This window comes from Aristaeella lactis (genome assembly GCF_018118585.1).
GTDB lineage: Bacteria > Bacillota > Clostridia > Christensenellales > Aristaeellaceae > Aristaeella > Aristaeella lactis.
This window is the reverse complement of the sequence record NZ_CP069421.1, coordinates 2,230,801-2,251,760: the sequence shown is the minus strand read 5'-3', so window position 1 is coordinate 2,251,760 and position 20,960 is coordinate 2,230,801. Positions and strand designations below refer to the sequence as shown.

Genomic DNA, 20,960 nt, shown 5'->3' with positions numbered 1-20,960 from the left:
TAAGCAGATTTTTACATCGGGGCGTCCCGTTTCAAACGGAATGAGCGTCCCGCTGGCGCGGAACGGGTGTTTCGTTTCTCCGGAATTTCCACACGGAACATTTTTTTATTTCAACAATCCCTTTTCTTTGAGATCTGTAAAAACAAGTTTATCAACTTGTGAAATATTCTCCATATCATCTGTAGTTAACCACACAATTTCTGCAATCTCAGAATCAGCTTGTAATTGACCAATATAATCAGCCATATAACATGTCATTTTTATTTTTTTGTTGTCTTCTTTTCCATGGGCTTGCGCCTCAAAAATGCCATAAAATGTGGCAGAATCTTCGATGATATCTACACTTAATTCTTCTTTGACTTCTCGTACAAGCGTTTCTATATCTGTTTCATTTCCCTCTCTTTTACCGCCTGGGATATAATACTTATCTTTTCCTTTAGAACGAGTACTCAATATTTTCCCATCTTTCAAATACAAATAAGCAACCTTATCAATAAAAGCCATTTGTGAAACCTCCCAATATGGATAGTTGTATATAAACAACCATAAAGTGTAGAATTTTCTTCCAATAATACAAATCAACGATATCAAATATAAGATATTATTGCAGAAAGAAATCTGCTTTCATGTAGATGAGGCTGGATATCCCACTGGTTAGAACCATATTAGAGCCATATTAATGATCACTGTAGTTTGTACATGGACGACTTATATAAATATTCCAAGGAATATATAGAAATAACAGCAAAAGAAAATGCAAGATTTTTTGCTGGATGAGATTCCTGCCTTATAGACTTAACATATATAGTATGACATAAAATGAAGGATTCGTCAAAACTTTACTATATACTCTATGACTAGGCTGGCTATACTTTAACATTTATTAATGTCAGGTTCTCCGGGATAAGTGCTATCATACACATAGGCTCTTTGATCTGATAACAGTATTCATTTGTATCTGTATTTATAGATGACATTAGATATTTACAATTGTACTTTTCGCCTTTGTTTTTTTGTTTGAATACTTTTTCAGTACAAGTATATACATAATACTTATTGTGTGGAGTAGGAAAATATATGAAAATCACAAAATATACAAAAAAAGATTGACAGTGTTCTATTTGCAGAATATCTTATAATCATAAAAAAGTAATGACAAATTTTTAAATGAAAAAGGCGTAAGAAAGTAGGTGGATACAAAAGGGATCAGTCTATTTATTTATCGTTGCCATTTCTACTTTTTTTATTTGGATTATCATTATTCTTTACTTGCTGCAAACGTTATCACGAGCAATACTATACTACTATTATTTTATCGAAACGGAGGGCCCCCCGATTATGCCTGTTGCAAAGTGTTTTTTCTGCTATGCATGGAATAAAGAAGATGAGGAAAAAGAGAAGGATCGGTATGGAAGACTTGAACATTTGTGCAAACGCATAGAAGAGGAGTCACAAAACCGTGTTAAAGTGGTTATCGACAGGCAGGATTATCCCGATGCTGTAGATTTCGATAAAATGTGCAGGAAGATCAAGACATACGATTTAATTGTCGTAATGTGTACACCTGATCTGAAAGTCATTTTTGATGAAGAAGAGGAAAGTAAAGGAAAAGAAATAAAGGATAGCAAGGAGAGAGAATTAAGGAAAGAATACAGGATTATTCGTGAAATGTATTTAAGGAACAAAAGTTCTCTTTTCCCTGTTATTTTAGAAGGTAATATCGAATATTCATTACCTAATCTGTTTGGCAGAAGAAATGCAAGACGTTACGAAGAATTCAGAATTCATAAAAGCGCCCATGATCATTATGTTGTACCAACAGAAACCAGGAGAGAATTTAATAGATTTATAAAAAGAGTGATTCATAATACTCTATATAATCAATGGAACAAGTCTCCTGAGTATAAAACTATGCAGGATTCGTTTGACAACCTGTTCTATTTGACTGATCGGGAAAGTATTCCACATGATTGCCTGGTTAGACCTATGGTATATCAATCCATACATTCGCAAGCAGCTATTTTTGTTTTAGGTAGAAAAGGTTCGGGAAAGTCAACATTAATTAAGAATCTATGTTTTATGGGAAATGATGAAGAGGATGAGAAAGAAGAACATTTCAGATCCTATGTACCATTCGATGTAGAAAAAATAGACTTTGATACTATATATGCTTTATTATATCAAGGACACTTAAAAGATCGGGATATTGTATCGCCACATACTCTTTTATGCCTTTTTTGGCAGTTGTTTATTATCTTTCATTGTATAATTGTCATTAGAAAAGATATAGATGATAAGACGATAGAGCAAACTGATAAAAGATACAAGCTTTTTGATAAGGTGTCCAAAGCCTTGTTAAAAAACATAGGCCTGAAATCCGGCAGGCAATACGAACTAATAGATAATTATCCTAATATACATCAATTGTTGGCTACAGCAGCTGTTGAAGTTATAAATGATAGATTTATGACTGCATTAGATGATATGAATGAAAACGAATGGATCTATTCTTCATATCAATCAAAATTTGCTCTGAAAAAAATCTTTGCAGATTTATTCGGATTGACAAAAACAGAAGTAAATAATCTGGTACTAGCTCTAGAAGAAGATGATAAAAAAATCCTAGTAACATTGGATGGCTTTGATACTCATTCAGATGATTTCCATAGAGTGACGGAGATGCAGGATCATGAAACAGATGAATATAAAAATCGGGTAGATTTTGAAGTTTTACTTTTTAGAACGCTCATGGAGGTGGCTACTCAGATAAGAGACAAGGATGGAGATGCATTAACTTCTGCTCTAGGTACAGTAACGCATTTCTGTATTTTGTTGCCCAAAGATCGTTATGATCAGATCAAAATGCTAGATCGTGACAGTTTCAAGAAAAAAGTAGTGTCTTTATCATGGGGAATAAGAGATTTACTAGAAATTCTTGTCAGAAGATTGGAGATTCTGGCTAAATTTCAGAATCCTTCGTATACGGTCAAAAATTCGTCTGATCCTGTCAGGAGAATGAATTTGGTTCTTGAAGCGCTAAAGCTTCCGACATCAATCGGTATGAAAACCGGAGATAATGTTATGAAGATGAGCCTGTTTAATTACATTCTGCGCTCAACGTTTTGGAGACCTCGTGATGTTATCTCACATATGAGTGTTATTCTGGCTTCTGCTTTTAAAATTTCTGGTGAGAATAAATTAGAGCCGCTAAGCTATCATCTGAATGAAGACAGCATTAAGCTTGCAATAAAAAACAATGCGGACAAGATAATCGAAAAAGAATTTTATCAGGAATATCAATATACATTTTATAATATAAGAGAAGTTCTGAAGTCTTTCCAAGGAATGAATGAACAGATGAATGTGAAAGATTTTAGAGACATGATACAATACGTGCAATTTGATACATCCTTTGTTCATGATATGAATGTTACAGAAAACAAGATGCTTGTTCTATATCAATTGGGTGTTATAGGTTTATATTTTAGCAAAGAAATAGCAGATCGTTATCATTATGGGAATCGTATGTGCTTTAAATTCAATGAAGGAATGTCTCCGTTTAATGATTTTCTGAGATGGAATATTGAAGATGAAAAAGATGCTCGGATAATTTTTAATCCCCTTTTCTCCAGAAATCTTGGATTGAAATACAATACTAAAGAATTGATTGGGAACTGGAGCGACGATTATATAAATAATCCCACATTACTACATGATGATGAGTGAATAAGAAAAGGAGGAAAACAACAATGTCCGTAAACAAAAAAACACTAATACGACGTTATGTAAAAGCCATACATGAAGGAAATGCGGCTGTTTTTGCTGGTGCTGGATTATCTCGTTCATCGGGATATGTTGATTGGAGAGGGCTGCTACGTCCTCTTGCAGAAGAGATAGGTCTTGATGTTGATAAGGAATACGATTTGCTATCTGTTGCTCAATTCTATAAAAATAAAAGACCAGGAACACCAACAAGTCAAGCAATACTTGATGCTTTCTCAAAAGAAGTTTCAACTAATGAAAACATAAAGATTTTGTCCAGATTGCCCATTTTTACGTATTGGACAACGAATTATGATGAATTACTTGAGAATGGGATAAAAAATGCCAATCGAAACCCTGATGTTAAGTATAACTATAGGCAGTTATCTTACATACTTCCTGACAGAGACGCTGTAGTATATAAAATGCATGGTGATGTGAAAGAACCGGATATGGCTGTTTTGACAAAAACAGATTATGAATTGTATCAAATAAAATACCCATTGTTCAGAACCATATTAAAAGGTGACTTGATTTCAAAGACATTTTTATTTATTGGCTTCAGTTTCCAGGATCCGAACTTAGACTATGTTCTTGGACAGATACATTCTTTGATTGGTGATAATGCAAAAGAACATTTCTGTTTTGTTCGTAGAGTACAGGAATCAGATTATCCAGGTGATCCGGAACTGTATGCATATTTCAGAGCAAGGCAGGAACTACAAGAAGAAAATTTAAAGAATTATAGTATTCAAACCGTATTTGTTGATTCGTTTGCTGAAATCACAGATATTTTAAGAGATATTGAAAAAGCAACTAAGATGAGGAATGTATTTGTTTCTGGAAGTGCGGTTGAGTTTTCAAGCCCATGGGATAAAGCATCAGCGGAATCGTTTGTTGCGAAATTGGCAGGTGAACTAGTTCATGCCAATTGTAAAATCACATCTGGTTTTGGCTGGGGTATAGGTTCAGCTGTTGTCAATGGCGCTTTAAAAACAATATATTCAGAAAAATACAAACATGTAGATGAGCATTTGTGCTTGCGTCCTTTTCCATTAGATATTATTGATCCTGAAGAGAAACGAAAACAGAGACAACAATACCGAAATGATATGATTGTTGAAACTGGTGTTTCGATCTTTGTCTTTGGTAATAAAATAATAGATGGGGAAATGGTGGAATCTCCTGGATGTATGGAGGAGTTTGAAATCGCCAAGAAGCAAGGAAATCTTATTATACCAGTAGGTTCTACAGGGTATGCCGCCAAGAAAATACTTGATGAAATAAAGGATAATATAAAGGATTATGTATACTTGACGGATTATATAGATGTTTTAGAGAAAGAAACAGATGCTGATATTCTTATTGAAGCGATTATAAAAATAATAAAAGACAAGCATAGACAGATGGGCTTAAATTAATAGGATAAACATCAAATAAATGCATAAAAGGCAAACAACAGGTATCTGTTGTTCGCCTGCAAATTCCGGAAAAACGGTACATCTATTTCGCACCAACGGTGCGCTCATTTCGCTTGAAACGGTACAAGTTTAACTTTCCCAGACGGCTTGCGGCACCGGGAGAAAAGGGGGGGCCACCGCGGCAGGGGGAAGGGTGTAAATGTCAAGGACTTTTTTACATGGTAGGGTATAAAATACTCCCCATGTCAAGGACACATGAATCTACTACCTTATCTCCTTGTCTTTCTCAGTAACATTCATATCCACACTTTGGGATTTTGAGTTGATTTCGTGTCCACAAAATGGGATTTAAGTTGATTCGTATGTCCAGTTTACGGGGAGTATTTTAAGTTTACGGGGAGTATTTTAGTGAGGCGGCAGTAACCAGGCAGTAAATTTACAGTTGAGTGACAGTTAGCGTACACTTGAAATACAGCAGGTGCCGGGTTTATCATTAAAATGCGAAACCAGAGATTCCAAGCGGATCCCTGGTTTTTTTGTACCCTGAATGACGGATGTCTGACAAAGAATCTATTTGTTAATGTGGCGGGCTGCAGAACGGGCGGCCAGGCATCAAAATGCGGGAGGGATGTAACATGCCGAAACCGGAAGAGAATAAAACACTGAACAACAAGATCCGGAAGCTGGCTCCGGATGCCATTGAGGCCATGGGGGACATGCTGCGGGATCCGCACACACCGGCGCCGACCAAGGCACAGATCATCGGGTTTATCCTGGAAAGAACGCTGGGAAAGCCGGACACAACGATCCACCTGACAACCGGCGGAGGAACCCTGAAGGATTCAGAGAACCGGCTGATCGCCATTGCCCGGGAGATCAAGGAAGAAGGCAACATGAATCAGGATTACGCACTCAGCAATCCGGTAAAGGATGAGAATGAAGAGGAGGTGGACTATGGCGAGACCTCCGCGGAAGACGAAGAGGATAACTTCGAAGAAGAGTACGGCGAAAACGACGAAGAGTAAGAAAATCAGGTATAGTCCGGAAGACGCAGCGAAAGAGCTGCTGAAGCATCCCGAAGAGATCGGCAAGCAGATCGGCTTCGAAGACCTGACACCACTGCATGGGATGTGGATCAGGGAAATCGTCTTCGGAACAGAGGATTATACCCTGCAGGCCCACCGGGGAAGCTATAAGTCTTCCAGCCTGGCGGTGGCCATTGCCATGATCATGATCCTGGACCCGACACATAACATCATCTTCCTGCGGAAGGCGGATAACGATGTGGCGGAAATGCTGCGGATGGTGACCAAGATCCTGAAACAGCAGATCATGAGCGATATCAGCATGATCTTTCACGGGAAACCGGTGGAGATCGTGACAGAAAACGTGGACCAGATATCCACTAATCTCTGGAATTCTCCTATGGGAGCGCCACAGCTGCTGGGACTTGGCATCAAAAGCTCCATCACCGGAAAACATGCCCAGTATGTGATCACGGACGATATCTGCAATATCCAGGACTACCAGTCCGCCGCGGAACGGGAGCATACCAAACTGCAGTATGATGAACTGCAGAACATCCGGAACCGCGGAGGGCGGATCATTAATCTCGGTACGCCATGGCACAAGAGGGATGTGTTCCGGAAGATGCCGAACATTCACCGGTATGACTGCTATACCACCGGACTCATCAGCAAGGAACAGCTTGCCAAACTTCAGAAATCCATGGCACCGAGACTGTTCGCGGCGAACTATGAACTGAAACTGCTGGCCAGCAGCGAGCTGATATTTACGGAACCGCCGAAGTTTGTAACCAAAGAAGAACTGGACGATAAATATGGAGGAGTATATGGAATTGAAGCACATATAGACGCGGCCTTTGGCGGACAGGATTATACCGCGTTAACGATCGCCAGAAGATCCCGCCAGGATGAAAAAATTTTTATGTATGGAAGATTATGGCACCAGGATGTACAGAGAATCCTTCCGCAGATCATAGAAGAGATCAAACGATTTGGATGCTGGAGGATCATGTGTGAGAGCAATGCCGATCACGGCTTTCTGAAAAACACCCTGATGGCCCAGAATATCTGGAGCAGGACTTATCATGAAAGCCAGAACAAAAGAATCAAAATACTGACCTATCTGTATAAATGCTGGAAAGATATCTACTTTTTACCGGGGACAGATCCGGGCTATATCCGGCAGATCGTGAATTACACAGAGCAGGCGGAACATGATGACGCTCCGGATTCGGCCGCGACAGTATGCAGGTATTATCTTACGCGCAGCTGGGAACCGAAACCGGGCTGATGGAGGGAATGAATGTACGATAATGAACCGGTACTGATCCCGGACGCACCAGGGAAAATCACCTTCAAGAAAAAGAAGGGCAGTGAATATGTTCAGTACGTGACCGGGAGAACGTATGACCCGGTCAGGAAATATATGCTTCCGGAAAGAAAGATCATCGGGATCCGGATCCCTTCCATGCCGGATATGATGCTTCCCAATGAGAACTATCATCAGTATTTCACGGGGGATAAGGAAATGAACGAAGAACAGAAAACAGCAGCGAAGAACTATGAGAAGGACAAGAAGCAGTTCGTTATGCTGAGGGAACTGTTTGACCAGATGTACTATGAATTCCAGCTCCAGAGCAGGAGGAAACCGGATGATCCGGTCAACCCCTATAAGATCAGGAAGATCAACAGCATCCTGGAGCCGTTGAAAGAACTGATGGGAAATGAAGAATACGGGCAATATCTGGATCTTATAGAAAATGCAGAATTAAAGGCTGAAGCGGAACAGGGACATTCATCGGAGAATGGAACAGGTGGAGATGGATGTAATGGGAGAACATACAGTGATGTGGCACTTATGCTTACGCAGTATAAGGGAGCGATGAAACGGTTCAATAATGAGAAAATGTGACAGCGGTTCCCCTCAAAAACGGTTCCCCTCGTGCCTTCTGAATCTCCGGTTCAGAAGGCAATGAATTATGCCAAAGCAATGTGCTGCTTTGGCATATGAATTATTCGTTTGCGATGAATGTGAAGGATACGGCAGACTGGGCAAATTGGACAAAGATGCAAAAATGGGACAAATTTGCATTTGTAAATCGTTTTATATATGGAACGGTTCCAAAGAAATTCGTACGGATTGTACTTTTGCGCGCATAAAGCTTTAATCAATACATTATACAAGAATCTATGAACAAAATGATATTTGATTGTAGAAGGAGGAGTAAATGAAAAAAATACTGTTTTATCTTGCTTTGATTGTTTTGATACTCGCTGTAATTCCTGCTTTAGCTACTGTAACAAAAGAGGGTGAATACTATACAGAACAGGATTACAACTGCATGGGTGGAGGCCATGTAACAGCAACAACATATAGTGCCGATACATTAGATGGATGGAATGATTCTAGTCATTTCTTCCATTATACAGCCTGGAGACGCTGCCAAAATCCGCATTGTGACTGGAATGATGGTGGAACAATAGTAAACGATAGTAAGCCTCATTTTAAAGCAAGTAATACACCACGGCGGATCTATACATCAAAATGCCAAAGCTTAGAAAATCCTTCAACGCAGCATTTTGTCATGGTCTCAAAATTCTATAGTTGTGGATTCCCTGGTTGCGGCGGTGATGTTGAAGAACATACATCGTACTTTTCAGGCCACATTTTTAACAAGGTAACATGGGAAGAAACGCCTCAGGGGCGTAAAAGAAAACACGCATGTGATTGTGGTTACTATTACTATACAGACCATTGATAATTTGGATAAATGTTTTGTGATCGACTTCAATAAAGCGGTTTGATCATTTATGTATAAGTGATACACATATAGGATGGTCTATCCAACAAATTCATCATTAAGGAGACAGAAAATGAAGAATAATGTTAAAAAACTGATAGCCATATGCCTGATTATTGTTTCGGTATTTGCTGTTATTAACGCCTTTGCGGATGTGGTGCTGAAAGATGATGGCGGTGGACATGTGCATAAGTTTGATGAATTCTGGTATTCATACAATAAGCCTTCACAAAATCTGCATATAAATGTATACAGATGTTCCTGTGGTAAGACGGAACGATGGTATTCCAGTATTGATCCTTCCAGGCCCGCTGGAAATATCGATTAATCAACATGATGGTTACCGGCAGCTGAAAAGCTGCCGGTGATTTAATTGTACGCGGTGAAGATTCTTTCAAAAAACAGTAGACAGATGAAAACAAATTCCCCCTTTTTGACGTCTAATAGTATGGAAGTATTTCCATGGGTTTCATACGGAGTCTGTGCGCATCATAAAATACAACAACTCATCATACGGAAACCTTTACTGAACCAATACTAAAGTTTTGAAAGGAAAACGAGGTGATCGATCGGATACCGGGTGTAAAAACCAGGCTGACCAATACTTGCGTACAGATGAAACCCGATGGATAAACCGGATGACAGGAGATACGGAGCTCCTGTCATTTTTTGTTGGTTTTTGATTTGTTTAGATCTTTACTTTTTCTCTTATTTTTGGACGTGAAAGTAAAGAATTTGAGATGGCTTCTTGTTTTCAGGTAAAGATCTTTGGCTTCGTTTTTTTTAATTGAATTCTAATTACATTCCAACCGGCTGTTCGTGTTTCGCGGGCGCGTTTAGTGTACGCTTATGATGTCAGGGGAGCAGAGCTTTTCCGCGCGCGTGCCTGAGCCGGACTGTTGGGCGGAATTGGGAGAAATAACCCCTGCTATTGCTCCTTACTGAATCTGTTTTGCGGGTTTGGATGGCAGTATCCTTTTCATATACCGGGGGATGAACCGGGAAAGGAGAGAGAATCATGTTTTCGCTGCTGGGTGCGTTGTTTGTCGGCGCTTGTGTGATTGGACGGCATAGTTTCAGGGCCCTGACAAGGGGACTTTTGTTTGGCGTGCTGATCGGCATTTTCGGAAAGCGGAACTTTGATATGAACCGGGTGCGGGAAGACGTCCATGACAAGGTCAGGGACGTCCGGAGAACCGTGAAGAAGGCCGTGAAGGACGCGAAGAAGGAGATGCGGGATACCGGAAAGGCGCAGCGGGCCGCCTGGGAAGGAAGGGTGGCAGAGCGCCTGGAGAGGGCGGAAGCGCGGATTGACGCGGCAAGGGCCCGCCAGGCGGAACGGGAGGTTCGGGTGGAGGAACGCCTGGAGAAAGTCCATGAGCGCATTGCCGTGGAGAAAGCGCGGCAGGCGGAACGGGAAGCGCGGCTCCGGGAGCACATGGCCCAGGTGCAGGAGCGGCTGGCGGCGGAAAAAGCCCGCCATGCGGAAACAGAACAGAGGATCCGGGAAGAGCAGGAAGCTGTGCGCGCGAAGATCGAAGCACAGAAGGAAGAACGCCGCCTGCAGGCGGAGGAGCGCATGGCCCGGATCCATGCGGAGATAGAAGCCCGGAAGGCCCAGAGGGAACAGAAGGCCCGGGAGGAAGCAGAAGCGCGGAAGGAACAGGAAATCCGCCGCGCGGAAGCTGCCGCGGTTCCGGCTGAACCAGTGGTTATGGAGATTCCCGGAAACGGGAACGAAGCCCTGGAAAACCGGGAACTGGTGGAGGAACTGGAACGGAATGTCCGGACAGCCGCCATGGCCGCGGATGTCCCGGTGATCGAGTTCCCGGAAGAGGATGACAGGTACTTCTCCGCAAAGAAATACGGGTACGCCTGATTGGGGGAAGAACTGTGAACATCATCATTGCGTTTTATATCCTGCTGGATATCGCGTTTATCGGATTCTTTACGGTGCTGTTCAGACAGCGGATCCGGGAGGAAAAGGAAAAGGCCGGCGCGGAGCCGGAGGTTAAGGTGGATCTGGAATGCCGGAAAACACTGGGGTGCGACCCGGCCGGTTGCGCGGAGTGCGTAAGGGCCGCGGCGGCACAGCGGTGAGCGTCAGCAGGAATAATCGATTATTGGTAGAATAATATATACGTAAACTGAATAACGCCTATGAAGAGTGCGCGAGGGACAAGCCCTGTGACCGCACGACAACCTGCCGGAAACGGTAAGGTGCCAAAGCTTGACCGATAGGATGAGAAGATACTGCGAACAGAGTCCTGTCGGAAACGATAGGACTTTTTCTTTGCCCTCTTCATGGCCGGACAGATGAAAGGAGAGGGAAGAACATGGAAGGAAAGAAAGAATGTGTCGTCGGTTACTACAGGATCATAAAGGCAAAAGATCCTAATGCTGTTCACAGGGCTTTGCAGAAGGGATACGGGATCAAACATCCGGAACGGATCAATGGGTATTCCGGAGTCGTTTTCGGAACAGGGGATGTATTTGTTTCGGAGGCTGTTGGCCGGCGCATGGGAATAAAGGAATTCAAGGAGTTTGTCTTTAACTCGCTGATGATGTTTGGAAGGGAAAAATACGGGGAAATCTCCAGTGATGCTGAGGAGCTGAACGGGGAAAACCGCTGGCTTGGAAACGGTGACTATGTCTTTGGCCGTTACGGGTATTTCTTCGATAACCGTTATCAGGGAAAGAAACAGTATGATGAAATAATCCGGATCAGGATGTGGAAAGGAAACACCTGGGTCACCTATGATTCTGAAATGGATCTGTTCTTGCTGCTGAAGGATAACGGGGATGACCCCGGGACGGTGGTGGAAGACTTGCCGTGTGAGGAAGAATAGACGACGGGAAGTTGACAGGATCCGTTTTTCAAGTCATACTTGAAATACAAAACTCAAGTTCAATTTGAATCTGCTGGTTGCATGTCCTTTTCCGGGATAAGATAAATACGGAAAGGGGATGAGCAGGATGGCAGATGTGAAACACAAGATCAAACTGCTGAACATGTTCAGGCTGAATCCGGACAAGTTCCTTCCGGTGGCGGATCACGCGTGGAAGGTGTTCCCGGAGGAGGATCCGGGAACCGAATGGTATGACGACACGGAGGTCAACCTGGGCTGGGATGCGGGGCTGCTGGAGCCTGACCGGCCGTACTTTATGGAATGCTGGGCAACCTGCGGGATCACGATGCTGACATACTTTGTGTCAACAAGGGGGATTGAGGACGCGTCCACGGAGGACCTGGTGAGGATGCTGACGGACGCGCATCTTTTCCGGCTGCTGGATCCCGAAAATCCGAGGACGTCCGTGATGAAGTTTGAGGATGATACCGGGAATGAGTTTTATTCCATCAACGTGACGGCCGGGATTGAGGATGACCTGTATGTGGAAGGCGGAGCGTGTTATCCGTTCGGGCCGCTGAATGAGTACAATGAACGGAAAATGAAAGGGGAAAAGCCGGATGACGGAAAACGGAAAGATGAATAAGGTGATCGGGGAGAGGATCAAGGCGGCACGTCTGGTAAAGGGGCTGAGCCAGGAGAAACTGGGAGACCTGCTGGGGGTCTCCTTCCAGGCGGTGAGCAGCTGGGAGACCGGAAAGTTCATTCCTGATTCGGATCATCTGGCGGCGCTGGCGAAGGCGCTGGATCTCTCCCTGGACGCGCTGTTTGTGGATGAGGAAAAGAATTGGGAGCTGGGGAGGATCAATTATGATCCTGAGCACATGTTTACCCGTGTGAAAGTCAAGGCCGAGGAAAAGGGCATGTTCCAGACGCTGCGGGTGCTGGACCTGCTGCGTCCGGCGCATGGAGCGCAGCCCAGAAAGTCGAAATACGGGTTTAAAGCCAGCTATACTGTGCATCCCCTGACCATGGCCTGTCACGCCCTGGCGATGGGCCTTGTCGATGATGACGTTCTCGCGGCCTGTCTGGCTCACGACATGGTAGAGGACGCCCATATGAAGCCTGAGGATCTGCCGGTGAATGATCGGGTACGGGAAGCGGTACGGCTGGTCTCCAAGAACATGTATGATCCTAATGATCCGGATTGGGAAAAGAAATACTTTGAAAACATCCGGGAGAACCCGCTGGCCTGTTTGGTGAAATGCCTGGACCGGGTGAACAACCTGGCGGGGATGGCGGACGCGTTTTCCCGGAAGAAGATGATCCGGTATACGGCGGAAACGGATAAGTATTATCCGGCTCTGCTGGAAGTGGTCAAAAAAACACACGGATGGAATGATGCCTGGTGGCTGCTCCGGTATCAGATGATGACGATGGTGGAAACCTTCAAGAGGCTTTTGTGAGGAAAGGAGAAACATGGAGGAGAAGTATCAGTTTATCGATATACACAGCCATATTATCTACGGCGCGGATGACGGGGCCGGAAGCCTGGGGGAAGCGGTCAGGCTGCTGGAGCTGGATGAAGAAGAAGGCGCGGCGGCTGTGTTTGCCACCCCCCATTACGGGAAGGAAAACGGATACGCGCCGGACGCTGCCGGGGTGATGCAGACCTTTGAGCGCATCCGGGAACGGGCGGCGGAGGAAGTGCCGGGGCTTCAGCTTTACCTGGGAACGGAATGGTACTGCGCCTGGAACCTGGGAGAGCGGATCCGGAGGCGGGAAGCCTTCCGGATGAACGATACGGACTATGTGCTGGTGGAGTTCCTGGAATACAGCGAGGAGCATGAAAGCGCGGACAGGATCCTGACGAACCTTGCGGAGTTGAAGAGGCAGGGATTCAAACCGATCCTGGCCCATCCGGAAAGGTATAAGGCGATGCAGGAGGATTGGGACCTGGCGAAGCAGGTATGCGATATGGGCGTGCTCCTGCAGGTGAACGCGTATGACCTGGACCTGAACTGGAAGATCCGGACCAAGGAGCTGGCCCAGTGGCTGGCTGCGGAGCGGATGGTTTCGTTTATCGGGAGCGACATGCACGGGGTGTATAACGGCAAGCGGGTTCCGAAGATGAAGGAGGGCATCCGGTGGCTGTATGAGCATACGGACAGGGAGTACGCGGACGCGGTGGCCTTCGGGAACGCGGAGCGGCTGCTGGGAGTATCTTTGGATAAATAATAAAAGGTGTCGCCCGGCAGGCGACCCGGACGGAACGCGTCAGGTGTAGGATATGGATGTAAGCGGAATTGAGTTTGATGAAGGAGGAATGACGCATGTACGGAGCGATACTGGGAGATATCATCGGGAGCCCCTTTGAGTTTGACCAGGGAGGGAAGACAAAGGAGTTTCCGCTGTTTTCGAAAAGAAGCGGATTCACGGATGATTCCGTGATGACCCTGGCAGTGGCGGACGCCCTGATGGCGGCCGGGAAGGACCCGGAAAGGACAAAGACGCTGCTGGTGTATTCCATGCAGCGGTGGGGGAAGAAGGAACCGGACGCCGGATACGGCGGGATGTTTTACCGGTGGCTGCGGATGGAGAATCCGCAGCCTTACGGAAGCTACGGAAACGGCAGCGCCATGCGGGTGTCTTCCGCGGGCTGGCTGTATGACACCCTGGAGGAAACCAGGGAAATGGCCCGGCTGACGGCGGAAGTGACGCACAACCACCCGGAAGGCATCAAGGGCGCGGAATGTACGGCTGCGGTGATCTTCCTGGCCAGGAACGGAAAGAGCAAGGAAGAGATCCGGGAGTATGTGGTATCTGAATTCGGATATGACTTAAGCCGGACCTGCGATGAGATCCGGCCGGGGTACCATCATGTGGAGACCTGCCAGGAGACGGTGCCGGAAGCGGTGACGGCCTTCCTGGAAGGGAACAGCTTTGAGGACGTGATCCGGACAGCGGTCTCCCTGGGCGGAGACTGCGATACGCTGACCTGCATCGCGGGCAGCATGGCGGAAGCGTTCTACGGGGTACCGGAGGAACTGAAGGAGGAATGCCGGGAAAGGATCACGCCGGAGATGCGGGAGATCCTGGAGCGGTTTGATAAGGTAAGGAAGTAAAGGAAAAACGCATACAGAGCGGCGGCGCGGATACGCATCGCCGCTCTTTTGAAAAAGAGTGTTTGGAATTATCAATATTTGTGGTACAATAACCAAAACCACTCCGAAAAATTGATTCTACAGGGAACGGGGATTGATTGATGTTATCTCATCTCATCAGCGTGCATTATATTACCATCTTTTTGGTGGTCCTGCTGGGGATCAAGCTGCACGCCCAGGGAAAGACACGGGATGTGGAGCTGCGGTTTTACTGGCTGACGCTGATCTGCTGCGCACTGCTGGTAGTGGAGGATGTACTGGAGACCGCGGCGGCGGAGGATCCGGATATGCGGTTCTGGCGCACGCTCCTGTCCATAATGGGGTATGTGCTGCGGCCTACGGCGGCCATGGGGCCGCTGCTGGTGGTCTGCCCGAAGAGACTCAGGAACTGGAAATTGTGGATCCCGTGGGGGATCAACCTGATCGTGAACCTGACGGCATTCTTTTCTCCGGCCGCGTTCTACTTTAATGAGAACTACGATTTTGTACGGGGACCGCTGGGCTATGTGGTGTTCGCGGTATCCTTCCTTTACCTGCTGATGATCCAGAGCATGATCTGGAAACGGTTCTATGAGGGCAAAACCGCAGAGCGGTGGATCCTGATCGTGTGCGTGGTGGGCTGCATGCTGGCCTCCGTGGTGGATGCCCTGTACGGGCGGGTGCACATCAACGAGGCGATCATGATCTCCTGCGTGTTCCTGTTTATCTACCTGCGGTCCCATGACAACTACCTGGATCCGCTGACGAACCTGCGGAACCGGTTCGCGTTCTACGACGACAGCGAGCACCTGGTCCGGGATATCTCCGCGGCAGCCTCCATGGACATGAACGGGCTGAAGGAGCTGAACGACACGAACGGCCACGCGGCTGGCGACAAGGCGCTGGTGGCAATAGGGGGATGCCTGAGGGAAGCTGTAAGCCGGAACACGATCGCCTACCGGGTGGGCGGAGATGAGTTTGCGGTGCTGTTCATGCGGCAGGACGAGGGCACGGTGAAGGCGGCTCTTGCGGGCATGAAGGAACGCATTGAAGCGGCCGGGTACAGCGTGTCCGCCGGATACGCCATGAAGGCGGCGGGGCAGGGCCTGGAAGAGGTGCTGCAGGAAGCGGACCGGGAGATGTATAAGGACAAGACGGCGTATTACTTCCGGAGCGGAAAAGACCGGCGGGGGCATGCGGGAACCCCGGGAGGAATAAGGCCCTGTTGAGGAATAAACAAAGAGGCGGTGCCTGACGGCACCGCCTCCGCTTATCTTTATGGGGTTAAGGGTTATGGATTACGGATCCAGATCGCAGTAGTAATCACTGTATTCGTAAGTTAAGTTGTCTCTTTTTTCCGCTCCGCATTTGGAACACTCGTATTCATCACCGCTCACATAGACGTATCTCCAATGACCATGGGGCGTGGAAGAAAGGGAGCAGGATACAGTTTTATGCTGCGTATACATACCGTTATACTCACCCGCATAAACCCAGTTATGGTTACACTCAGCCAAACCCGGAGCTATGATCGAGAACAGCAGGATGACTGTGAGTGAAATCGCGATAAGTTTCTTTTTCATAAGTACCTCCTCATTTGGTTCGTTCTTTATATTTGTAATGCAGTGTGTTTTCAGATGCTTATATACCTGGCCACAGCATATGAATCAGCAACTGAACAGAATATATTGAACGGTTTAGTTATCCCACCCCCTTTGTGTAATGGATTATTCTGTAAAAGGACACCGCATTGCAAAACGGAATACAGTACCGCCGTTTGTGCAAGGCGTTACGGGTTCCCGGCCGTATGCCGGGGAATGAAAATCTATTGAACAGCCTGAATCTGTCGGGGAAATTATTCGTATTTGACGCTGTATTTCTCGCTCTTGGTCATCTTCCGGCTGCCGGAACCTTCCACGTAAGGCATGAGGATGATCAGGGTGCGGCCCTTCTGGAGCTTGATCTCGTTGCCGTCCTCACCGTAGAAAACGGTACGGCTGTTGATGTCGGTGCGCTCCCAGACGCCGCGGTAGTGCTTGCCGCCCATGAAGTAGTCAGCGTTGCCGGTGCCGGTGAGTTCCGGATCCGGACGGAGGCTGTCGATCCAGTGCATGCCGATGCCCTGGACAATGATGTTGTTGAAGGTAATGAGCTCATTTTCGTTCCGGCTTTCCGCCACAACCTTTTTGACGGTTTCGCCTTCGCTGTTCCGGACCTTTTTGATCTCCGGGTTCACGAGCACGGTATCCTTGTAGGGCACATCGCCGAGTTTCTCCACATTGACATAGCGGATATAGGCATTGAGGGAAGAATCGTACTCCAGGCGGCTGTCGGTTTCATATTTGTTGCCCCAGGTCACATAGACGATGGAGCCGGAGTCGCCGCCTTCGGGCAGGTCATCCGAGAAGAGCCAGGTATGGTTGGCCGGGACGTGGTCCTTCGGGACGATGTTCTTGACGATGTCCGCGGGCATGAAGAGCTCGCTGTTGGCGCTGTCGATACCGCTGAGACGCCAGACATAGTCTTTCCAGGCCTTGGGGTAGTCACCGACATAGGCCAGGCCGATATCGTCCGGAGTGGCACCGGCGGGGTTGCGGACGCCCAGCTTCCGCCATTCTTCCGGGACGTCAGCAGAGGAATAACCGGAGGTGCAGTAAGCACAGTCCCATTCCTGCCGGATACGGCAGTGGGTGAGGCGGGTGCTGCGGACAAAGCCGACATAGTCCGGAATGGTGTCGGAGAAGATCATGGACATACGGGTTTCATTGCCGCCCTTCTTCTGGGGCGCTTCATAGACCACATCGGAATAGGAACCGTTGACGGGGGCGACGATGTACAGCTTGCCGCTCTTGCTAACGCCGACGCCGTTGCCGGAATTGGAGATCTGTACCATGATCGGCTGGTACTGGCCGGTGACGGAAACACCCAGGAAGCCGTCCGGGGCTTCGATTTCATCCAGCGCGCGGCCGGTAGTGGGGCTGAAGCCTTCGCCGATCACGTCATCCGCGGAAGGGTTGAGGCCGGCACGATTGATTTTGATGTTACGGTCGGAAATACCATCGATCTCAGTGGGTTCCGCAAAGGCGGGAACTGCTGCCAGCAGGGCCAGGGCAAGGAACAGGGAAACGATTTTCTTGGTCATACAGTTAATTCCTCCGGTTCATGTTCTAGAACATACTCATATATATAGACGAATGAGGAGGGGATTTTGTGCCATGGTTTTGAAATTTTTTTGTAAATTTTCTGTAATGTACGAACAGACTTGCACTGAGACCGTTGGTGCTCAACGGCTCCAGTGCAAGAATGAATTATGTCAAAGCAATTCATTGCTTTGACATATGAATTATCGTCTGCGACGATATGAATTATTGAACGGCGGAGACCGTTCAATATGAATTATGCCTTCCAGGCATATGATAGTTACTGTGCTTCGCACGGGGTATTTGCCTGTGGCAAATATGATATAATTATGTACACAATACGGGGAAATGATTCCGGAGGAGAAAACAGTGAAGAAGATTCTGATCACGGCGTTTGAACCGTTTGGCGGAAGCGCGGTGAATACGTCCGCGGCGGTGCTGGAAAAGCTGCCGAAGGAGATTGGCGGGGCCGGGGTGGAAAAGGCGCTGCTGCCGGTGGTGTTCGGGAAGGCGGCGGAGAAGGCTCTGACCTGTAAGGCGGACTGTATCTTTCTGCTGGGGGAGGCCGGAGGCCGGACAGCGGTGACCCCGGAACGCCGGGGAAGGAATGAGCGGAATGCCCGGATCCCGGACAATGAAGGGAATAAGCCGGAAGGGGAGAAGATCCTGGCGGACGGGCCGGAGGAATACCTGACGGTGTTTCCCGTGGATGCCATCACGGAAGAGATGAAGGCGGAAGGATACGGGATCGAAGTATCCGAAGACGCGGGAACCTATGTGTGTAATGACACCTTCTACCTGGCGGGCGTGAAGAGCGCTGTGCCGGTGCAGTTCATTCATGTGCCGGCGGAGAGGGAGAAGGCGGAGGCGTTTGGGGAGATAGTGGAAAGGTTTATTGAAAAATGCCTGAAAAGCATTTTTCAATAAAAAGGAAGGGGTAAGTGAAATTTTGAACGGCGGAAGCCGTTCAATGAATTATTTGCCTTCGGCAAATATGAATTATCGTCTGCGACGATATGAATTATTGAACGGCCAGCCGTTCAATATGAATTATTCGGCTACGCCGAATATGATGATGACCGGAACGAACGCAGTGAGTGCAGCGGAGAAATCTGGCCACAGGTTCAGATTAGAACGGAGAAACTCCGGTTGTAACTTCTGTTTGTATATGTATGAGAAAAATGGTATAATTTCCCTGTAAATCAATGGTTATCCATCTGCGCACAAAAGAGACCTATCATTCTTCGTTTTTTTCTTAATCCTGTTTTGAGCGAAAACCTGTTTTTGTTTCGGAGGGAATGAGAAGATGACAGAAATGCTGAAGCAGATTCCGTACTGGGAATATCTGACGGAAGATGAAAAGAAGCGTGCCGCGGAGTCGGCGTATATCCGGCACTATGTTACGGGAGAACAGATGTACGGGCCCTATGTGGAATGCGTGGGCATGATCCATGTGCTGAAAGGGGAAACCAGGGCATACCTGCTTTCGGATGAAGGCCGGGAGGTAACGCTGTTCCGGGTGGTGCAGGGGGACAACTGCATTATCTCCGCTTCCTGCGTGCTGGCGCAGATCAGCTTTGAGGCGCATATGGAGGCCTCGGAAGATTCCGATATCCTGATCATTCCCGTGGAGCTGTTCGGGGAATTCTGCGAGAAAAATGTGTATGTGCGGTGTTTCGCCTATGAGCTGGCGACGACGCGGTTCTCCTCTGTGGTGGCAGTGATGGAGCAGACGCTGTTTTCCCGGCTGGACAAGCGGCTGGCGGGGTGCCTGCTGCGGCTGTACAAGAAGACCGGGGACACGGAGATCCGCCTGACCCAGGAGCAGCTGGCCGGACAGGTGAACTCCGTGCGGGAGACCGTTGGACGGATGCTGAAGCGTTTTGCGGCGGAAGGAATGATCGAGATCCACAGGGGCGGCGTGATGCTGAAGAACCTGAAAAAGCTGGAGGAAACAGCCCGCTGAGGCTGTGTGATCTAGTCACTGACAAAAGGGGTTCGGATGAATATAATAGCAAACTGAATCCCCATAAAGAACCGCCCTTTCCCGTCACTGCATACCACGGGGGAGGGCGGGATCTTTTTGACCTTTGGGCAAAAAGATCAATGAACAATGAACAATTAACAATGAACAATAAAAGGTTTTTGCTTGACCGAATCTTTATCGCGTGATATAATGCCTTTCGTTCCCTGTTATGGTCTGTTGGCTCAGTTGGTAGAGCACATCGTTCACATCGATGGGGTCACTGGTTCGAGTCCAGTACAGACCACACGGGAAAACCCACCCCTAGCGGGTGGGTTTTTCGCTGTGCCCGTGTACTGGCCTCTCACCAGTGTCCAATCGATGCGTTAAGCGCATCGATTGGGCGCGGAGCCGAAGCGCTGCCAGTGGCAGATGAAGCGAGGCGGAAGCGTAGTGAGCAACAAGTCATGCAAGCGGCAGCGAAGCAGGGCGACGATTGCGAACTTGACCGAGCAAGCGAAGCGCAGCGAGACCTGGTTCGAGTTCAGTACGCCGAAGATCAATTTACAATTATCCGGCTGCGGCCGGGGAAGATCTCTCCACGCGGCCGTAAACGGCCTTGGTCGAGATGACATTTTAGGTGCATTACTATGCGGTTCCCATGTGTGTTGATTCGATCTGAACCCGTAGGAGATTCTTCGACGTCGCCTGCGGCTCTGCTCAGAATGACACATAAACGAGCGGCGAGCCCGCTCCAAGGGCGAGCAGCGACGATTGAGCGAACGGAACACTGGTTCGAGTCCAACTGTCACCACCACGAATCCGGTAGGCGTTCAAGTTCAACGCTTACCGGATT

General features: G+C 47.4%; 20 protein-coding genes, 1 tRNA gene and 1 riboswitch. Of the genes, 18 read left to right on the top strand and 3 right to left on the bottom strand.

Going from position 1 to position 20,960, the window contains the following annotated elements:
• Positions 1–105 precede the first annotated feature (105 nt).
• Positions 106–504 carry an NUDIX hydrolase gene (locus JYE50_RS10530; protein WP_084095494.1) on the bottom strand — a complete coding sequence of 133 codons (399 nt, stop codon included), beginning with the start codon at positions 502–504 and terminating at the stop codon, positions 106–108.
• Positions 505–1,338: 834 nt separating this feature from the next.
• On the opposite strand from JYE50_RS10530, the gene JYE50_RS10525 reads away from it, so the two are divergent.
• From JYE50_RS10525 to JYE50_RS10455, 15 genes are all read left to right on the top strand, one after another.
• Complete coding sequence (locus JYE50_RS10525) at positions 1,339–3,726, top strand: P-loop ATPase, Sll1717 family (protein WP_084095493.1); 2,388 nt, start codon at positions 1,339–1,341, stop codon at positions 3,724–3,726.
• 23 nt (positions 3,727–3,749) lie between these two features.
• A complete protein-coding gene (locus JYE50_RS10520) occupies positions 3,750–5,183 on the top strand; it encodes an SIR2 family protein (RefSeq protein WP_084095492.1) in 1,434 nt (477 codons plus the stop codon).
• Positions 5,184–5,818: 635 nt separating this feature from the next.
• Entirely contained in the window at positions 5,819–6,208 is a 390-nt protein-coding gene (locus JYE50_RS10515; protein WP_084095491.1) for a hypothetical protein, read from the top strand.
• Positions 6,138–7,499 (top strand): hypothetical protein, encoded by a 1,362-nt coding sequence (locus JYE50_RS10510; RefSeq protein ID WP_084095490.1) that lies wholly within the window; start codon positions 6,138–6,140, stop codon positions 7,497–7,499. The genes JYE50_RS10515 and JYE50_RS10510 overlap by 71 nt, the downstream gene beginning before the upstream one ends.
• 12 nt (positions 7,500–7,511) lie before the next feature.
• A complete protein-coding gene (locus JYE50_RS10505) occupies positions 7,512–8,120 on the top strand; it encodes a hypothetical protein (protein ID WP_084095489.1) in 609 nt (202 codons plus the stop codon).
• Between the two features lie 316 nt (positions 8,121–8,436).
• Positions 8,437–8,967, top strand: coding sequence for a hypothetical protein (locus tag JYE50_RS10500; RefSeq protein WP_143763587.1), 531 nt, complete (start codon positions 8,437–8,439; stop codon positions 8,965–8,967).
• Between the two features lie 115 nt (positions 8,968–9,082).
• Positions 9,083–9,337, top strand: a complete 255-nt coding sequence (locus JYE50_RS10495) for a hypothetical protein (protein WP_084095488.1) — start codon at positions 9,083–9,085, stop codon at positions 9,335–9,337.
• A gap of 690 nt (positions 9,338–10,027) precedes the next feature.
• Complete coding sequence (locus tag JYE50_RS10490) at positions 10,028–10,888, top strand: hypothetical protein (protein ID WP_084095487.1); 861 nt, start codon at positions 10,028–10,030, stop codon at positions 10,886–10,888.
• 14 nt (positions 10,889–10,902) lie between these two features.
• Positions 10,903–11,109, top strand: coding sequence for a hypothetical protein (locus JYE50_RS10485; protein WP_084095486.1), 207 nt, complete (start codon positions 10,903–10,905; stop codon positions 11,107–11,109).
• Between the two features lie 55 nt (positions 11,110–11,164).
• A riboswitch (SAM riboswitch) is annotated at positions 11,165–11,253 on the top strand.
• A 92-nt stretch (positions 11,254–11,345) separates the two neighbouring features.
• The gene (locus tag JYE50_RS10480) at positions 11,346–11,858 is read left to right on the top strand and encodes a hypothetical protein (protein WP_084095485.1); all 513 of its coding nucleotides are present in this window, start codon (positions 11,346–11,348) and stop codon (positions 11,856–11,858) included.
• A gap of 127 nt (positions 11,859–11,985) precedes the next feature.
• Entirely contained in the window at positions 11,986–12,504 is a 519-nt protein-coding gene (locus tag JYE50_RS10475) for a hypothetical protein (RefSeq protein ID WP_084095484.1), read from the top strand.
• Complete coding sequence (locus tag JYE50_RS10470) at positions 12,479–13,324, top strand: helix-turn-helix transcriptional regulator (protein WP_084095483.1); 846 nt, start codon at positions 12,479–12,481, stop codon at positions 13,322–13,324. The genes JYE50_RS10475 and JYE50_RS10470 overlap by 26 nt, the downstream gene beginning before the upstream one ends.
• A 13-nt stretch (positions 13,325–13,337) precedes the next feature.
• On the top strand, positions 13,338–14,096 hold the full coding sequence (locus tag JYE50_RS10465) for a CpsB/CapC family capsule biosynthesis tyrosine phosphatase (protein WP_084095482.1): 759 nt from the start codon (positions 13,338–13,340) through the stop codon (positions 14,094–14,096).
• A 95-nt stretch (positions 14,097–14,191) separates the two neighbouring features.
• Positions 14,192–14,983 (top strand): ADP-ribosylglycohydrolase family protein, encoded by a 792-nt coding sequence (locus JYE50_RS10460; protein WP_084095481.1) that lies wholly within the window; start codon positions 14,192–14,194, stop codon positions 14,981–14,983.
• A 140-nt stretch (positions 14,984–15,123) separates the two neighbouring features.
• Positions 15,124–16,230, top strand: a complete 1,107-nt coding sequence (locus JYE50_RS10455; RefSeq protein WP_084095480.1) for a GGDEF domain-containing protein — start codon at positions 15,124–15,126, stop codon at positions 16,228–16,230.
• 69 nt (positions 16,231–16,299) lie between these two features.
• Here the strand turns inward: JYE50_RS10455 and JYE50_RS10450 are convergent, their stop codons facing one another.
• Together JYE50_RS10450 and JYE50_RS10445 are read right to left on the bottom strand one after the other, a co-directional pair.
• Positions 16,300–16,584, bottom strand: coding sequence for a hypothetical protein (locus JYE50_RS10450; protein WP_084095479.1), 285 nt, complete (start codon positions 16,582–16,584; stop codon positions 16,300–16,302).
• 272 nt (positions 16,585–16,856) lie between these two features.
• Positions 16,857–18,143, bottom strand: a complete 1,287-nt coding sequence (locus tag JYE50_RS10445; RefSeq protein ID WP_084095478.1) for a DUF3048 domain-containing protein — start codon at positions 18,141–18,143, stop codon at positions 16,857–16,859.
• Between the two features lie 367 nt (positions 18,144–18,510).
• On the opposite strand from JYE50_RS10445, the gene JYE50_RS10440 reads away from it, so the two are divergent.
• The 3 genes from JYE50_RS10440 to JYE50_RS10430 all read left to right on the top strand — a co-directional run bounded on the left by JYE50_RS10440 (position 18,511) and on the right by JYE50_RS10430 (position 20,411).
• Positions 18,511–19,068: a pyroglutamyl-peptidase I gene (locus tag JYE50_RS10440; protein ID WP_179138292.1), complete on the top strand. Its 558-nt coding sequence runs from the start codon at positions 18,511–18,513 to the stop codon at positions 19,066–19,068.
• 379 nt (positions 19,069–19,447) lie between these two features.
• The gene (locus JYE50_RS10435) at positions 19,448–20,107 is read left to right on the top strand and encodes a Crp/Fnr family transcriptional regulator (RefSeq protein WP_084095476.1); all 660 of its coding nucleotides are present in this window, start codon (positions 19,448–19,450) and stop codon (positions 20,105–20,107) included.
• 231 nt (positions 20,108–20,338) lie between these two features.
• Positions 20,339–20,411, top strand: a tRNA-Val gene (locus JYE50_RS10430).
• Positions 20,412–20,960 lie beyond the last annotated feature (549 nt).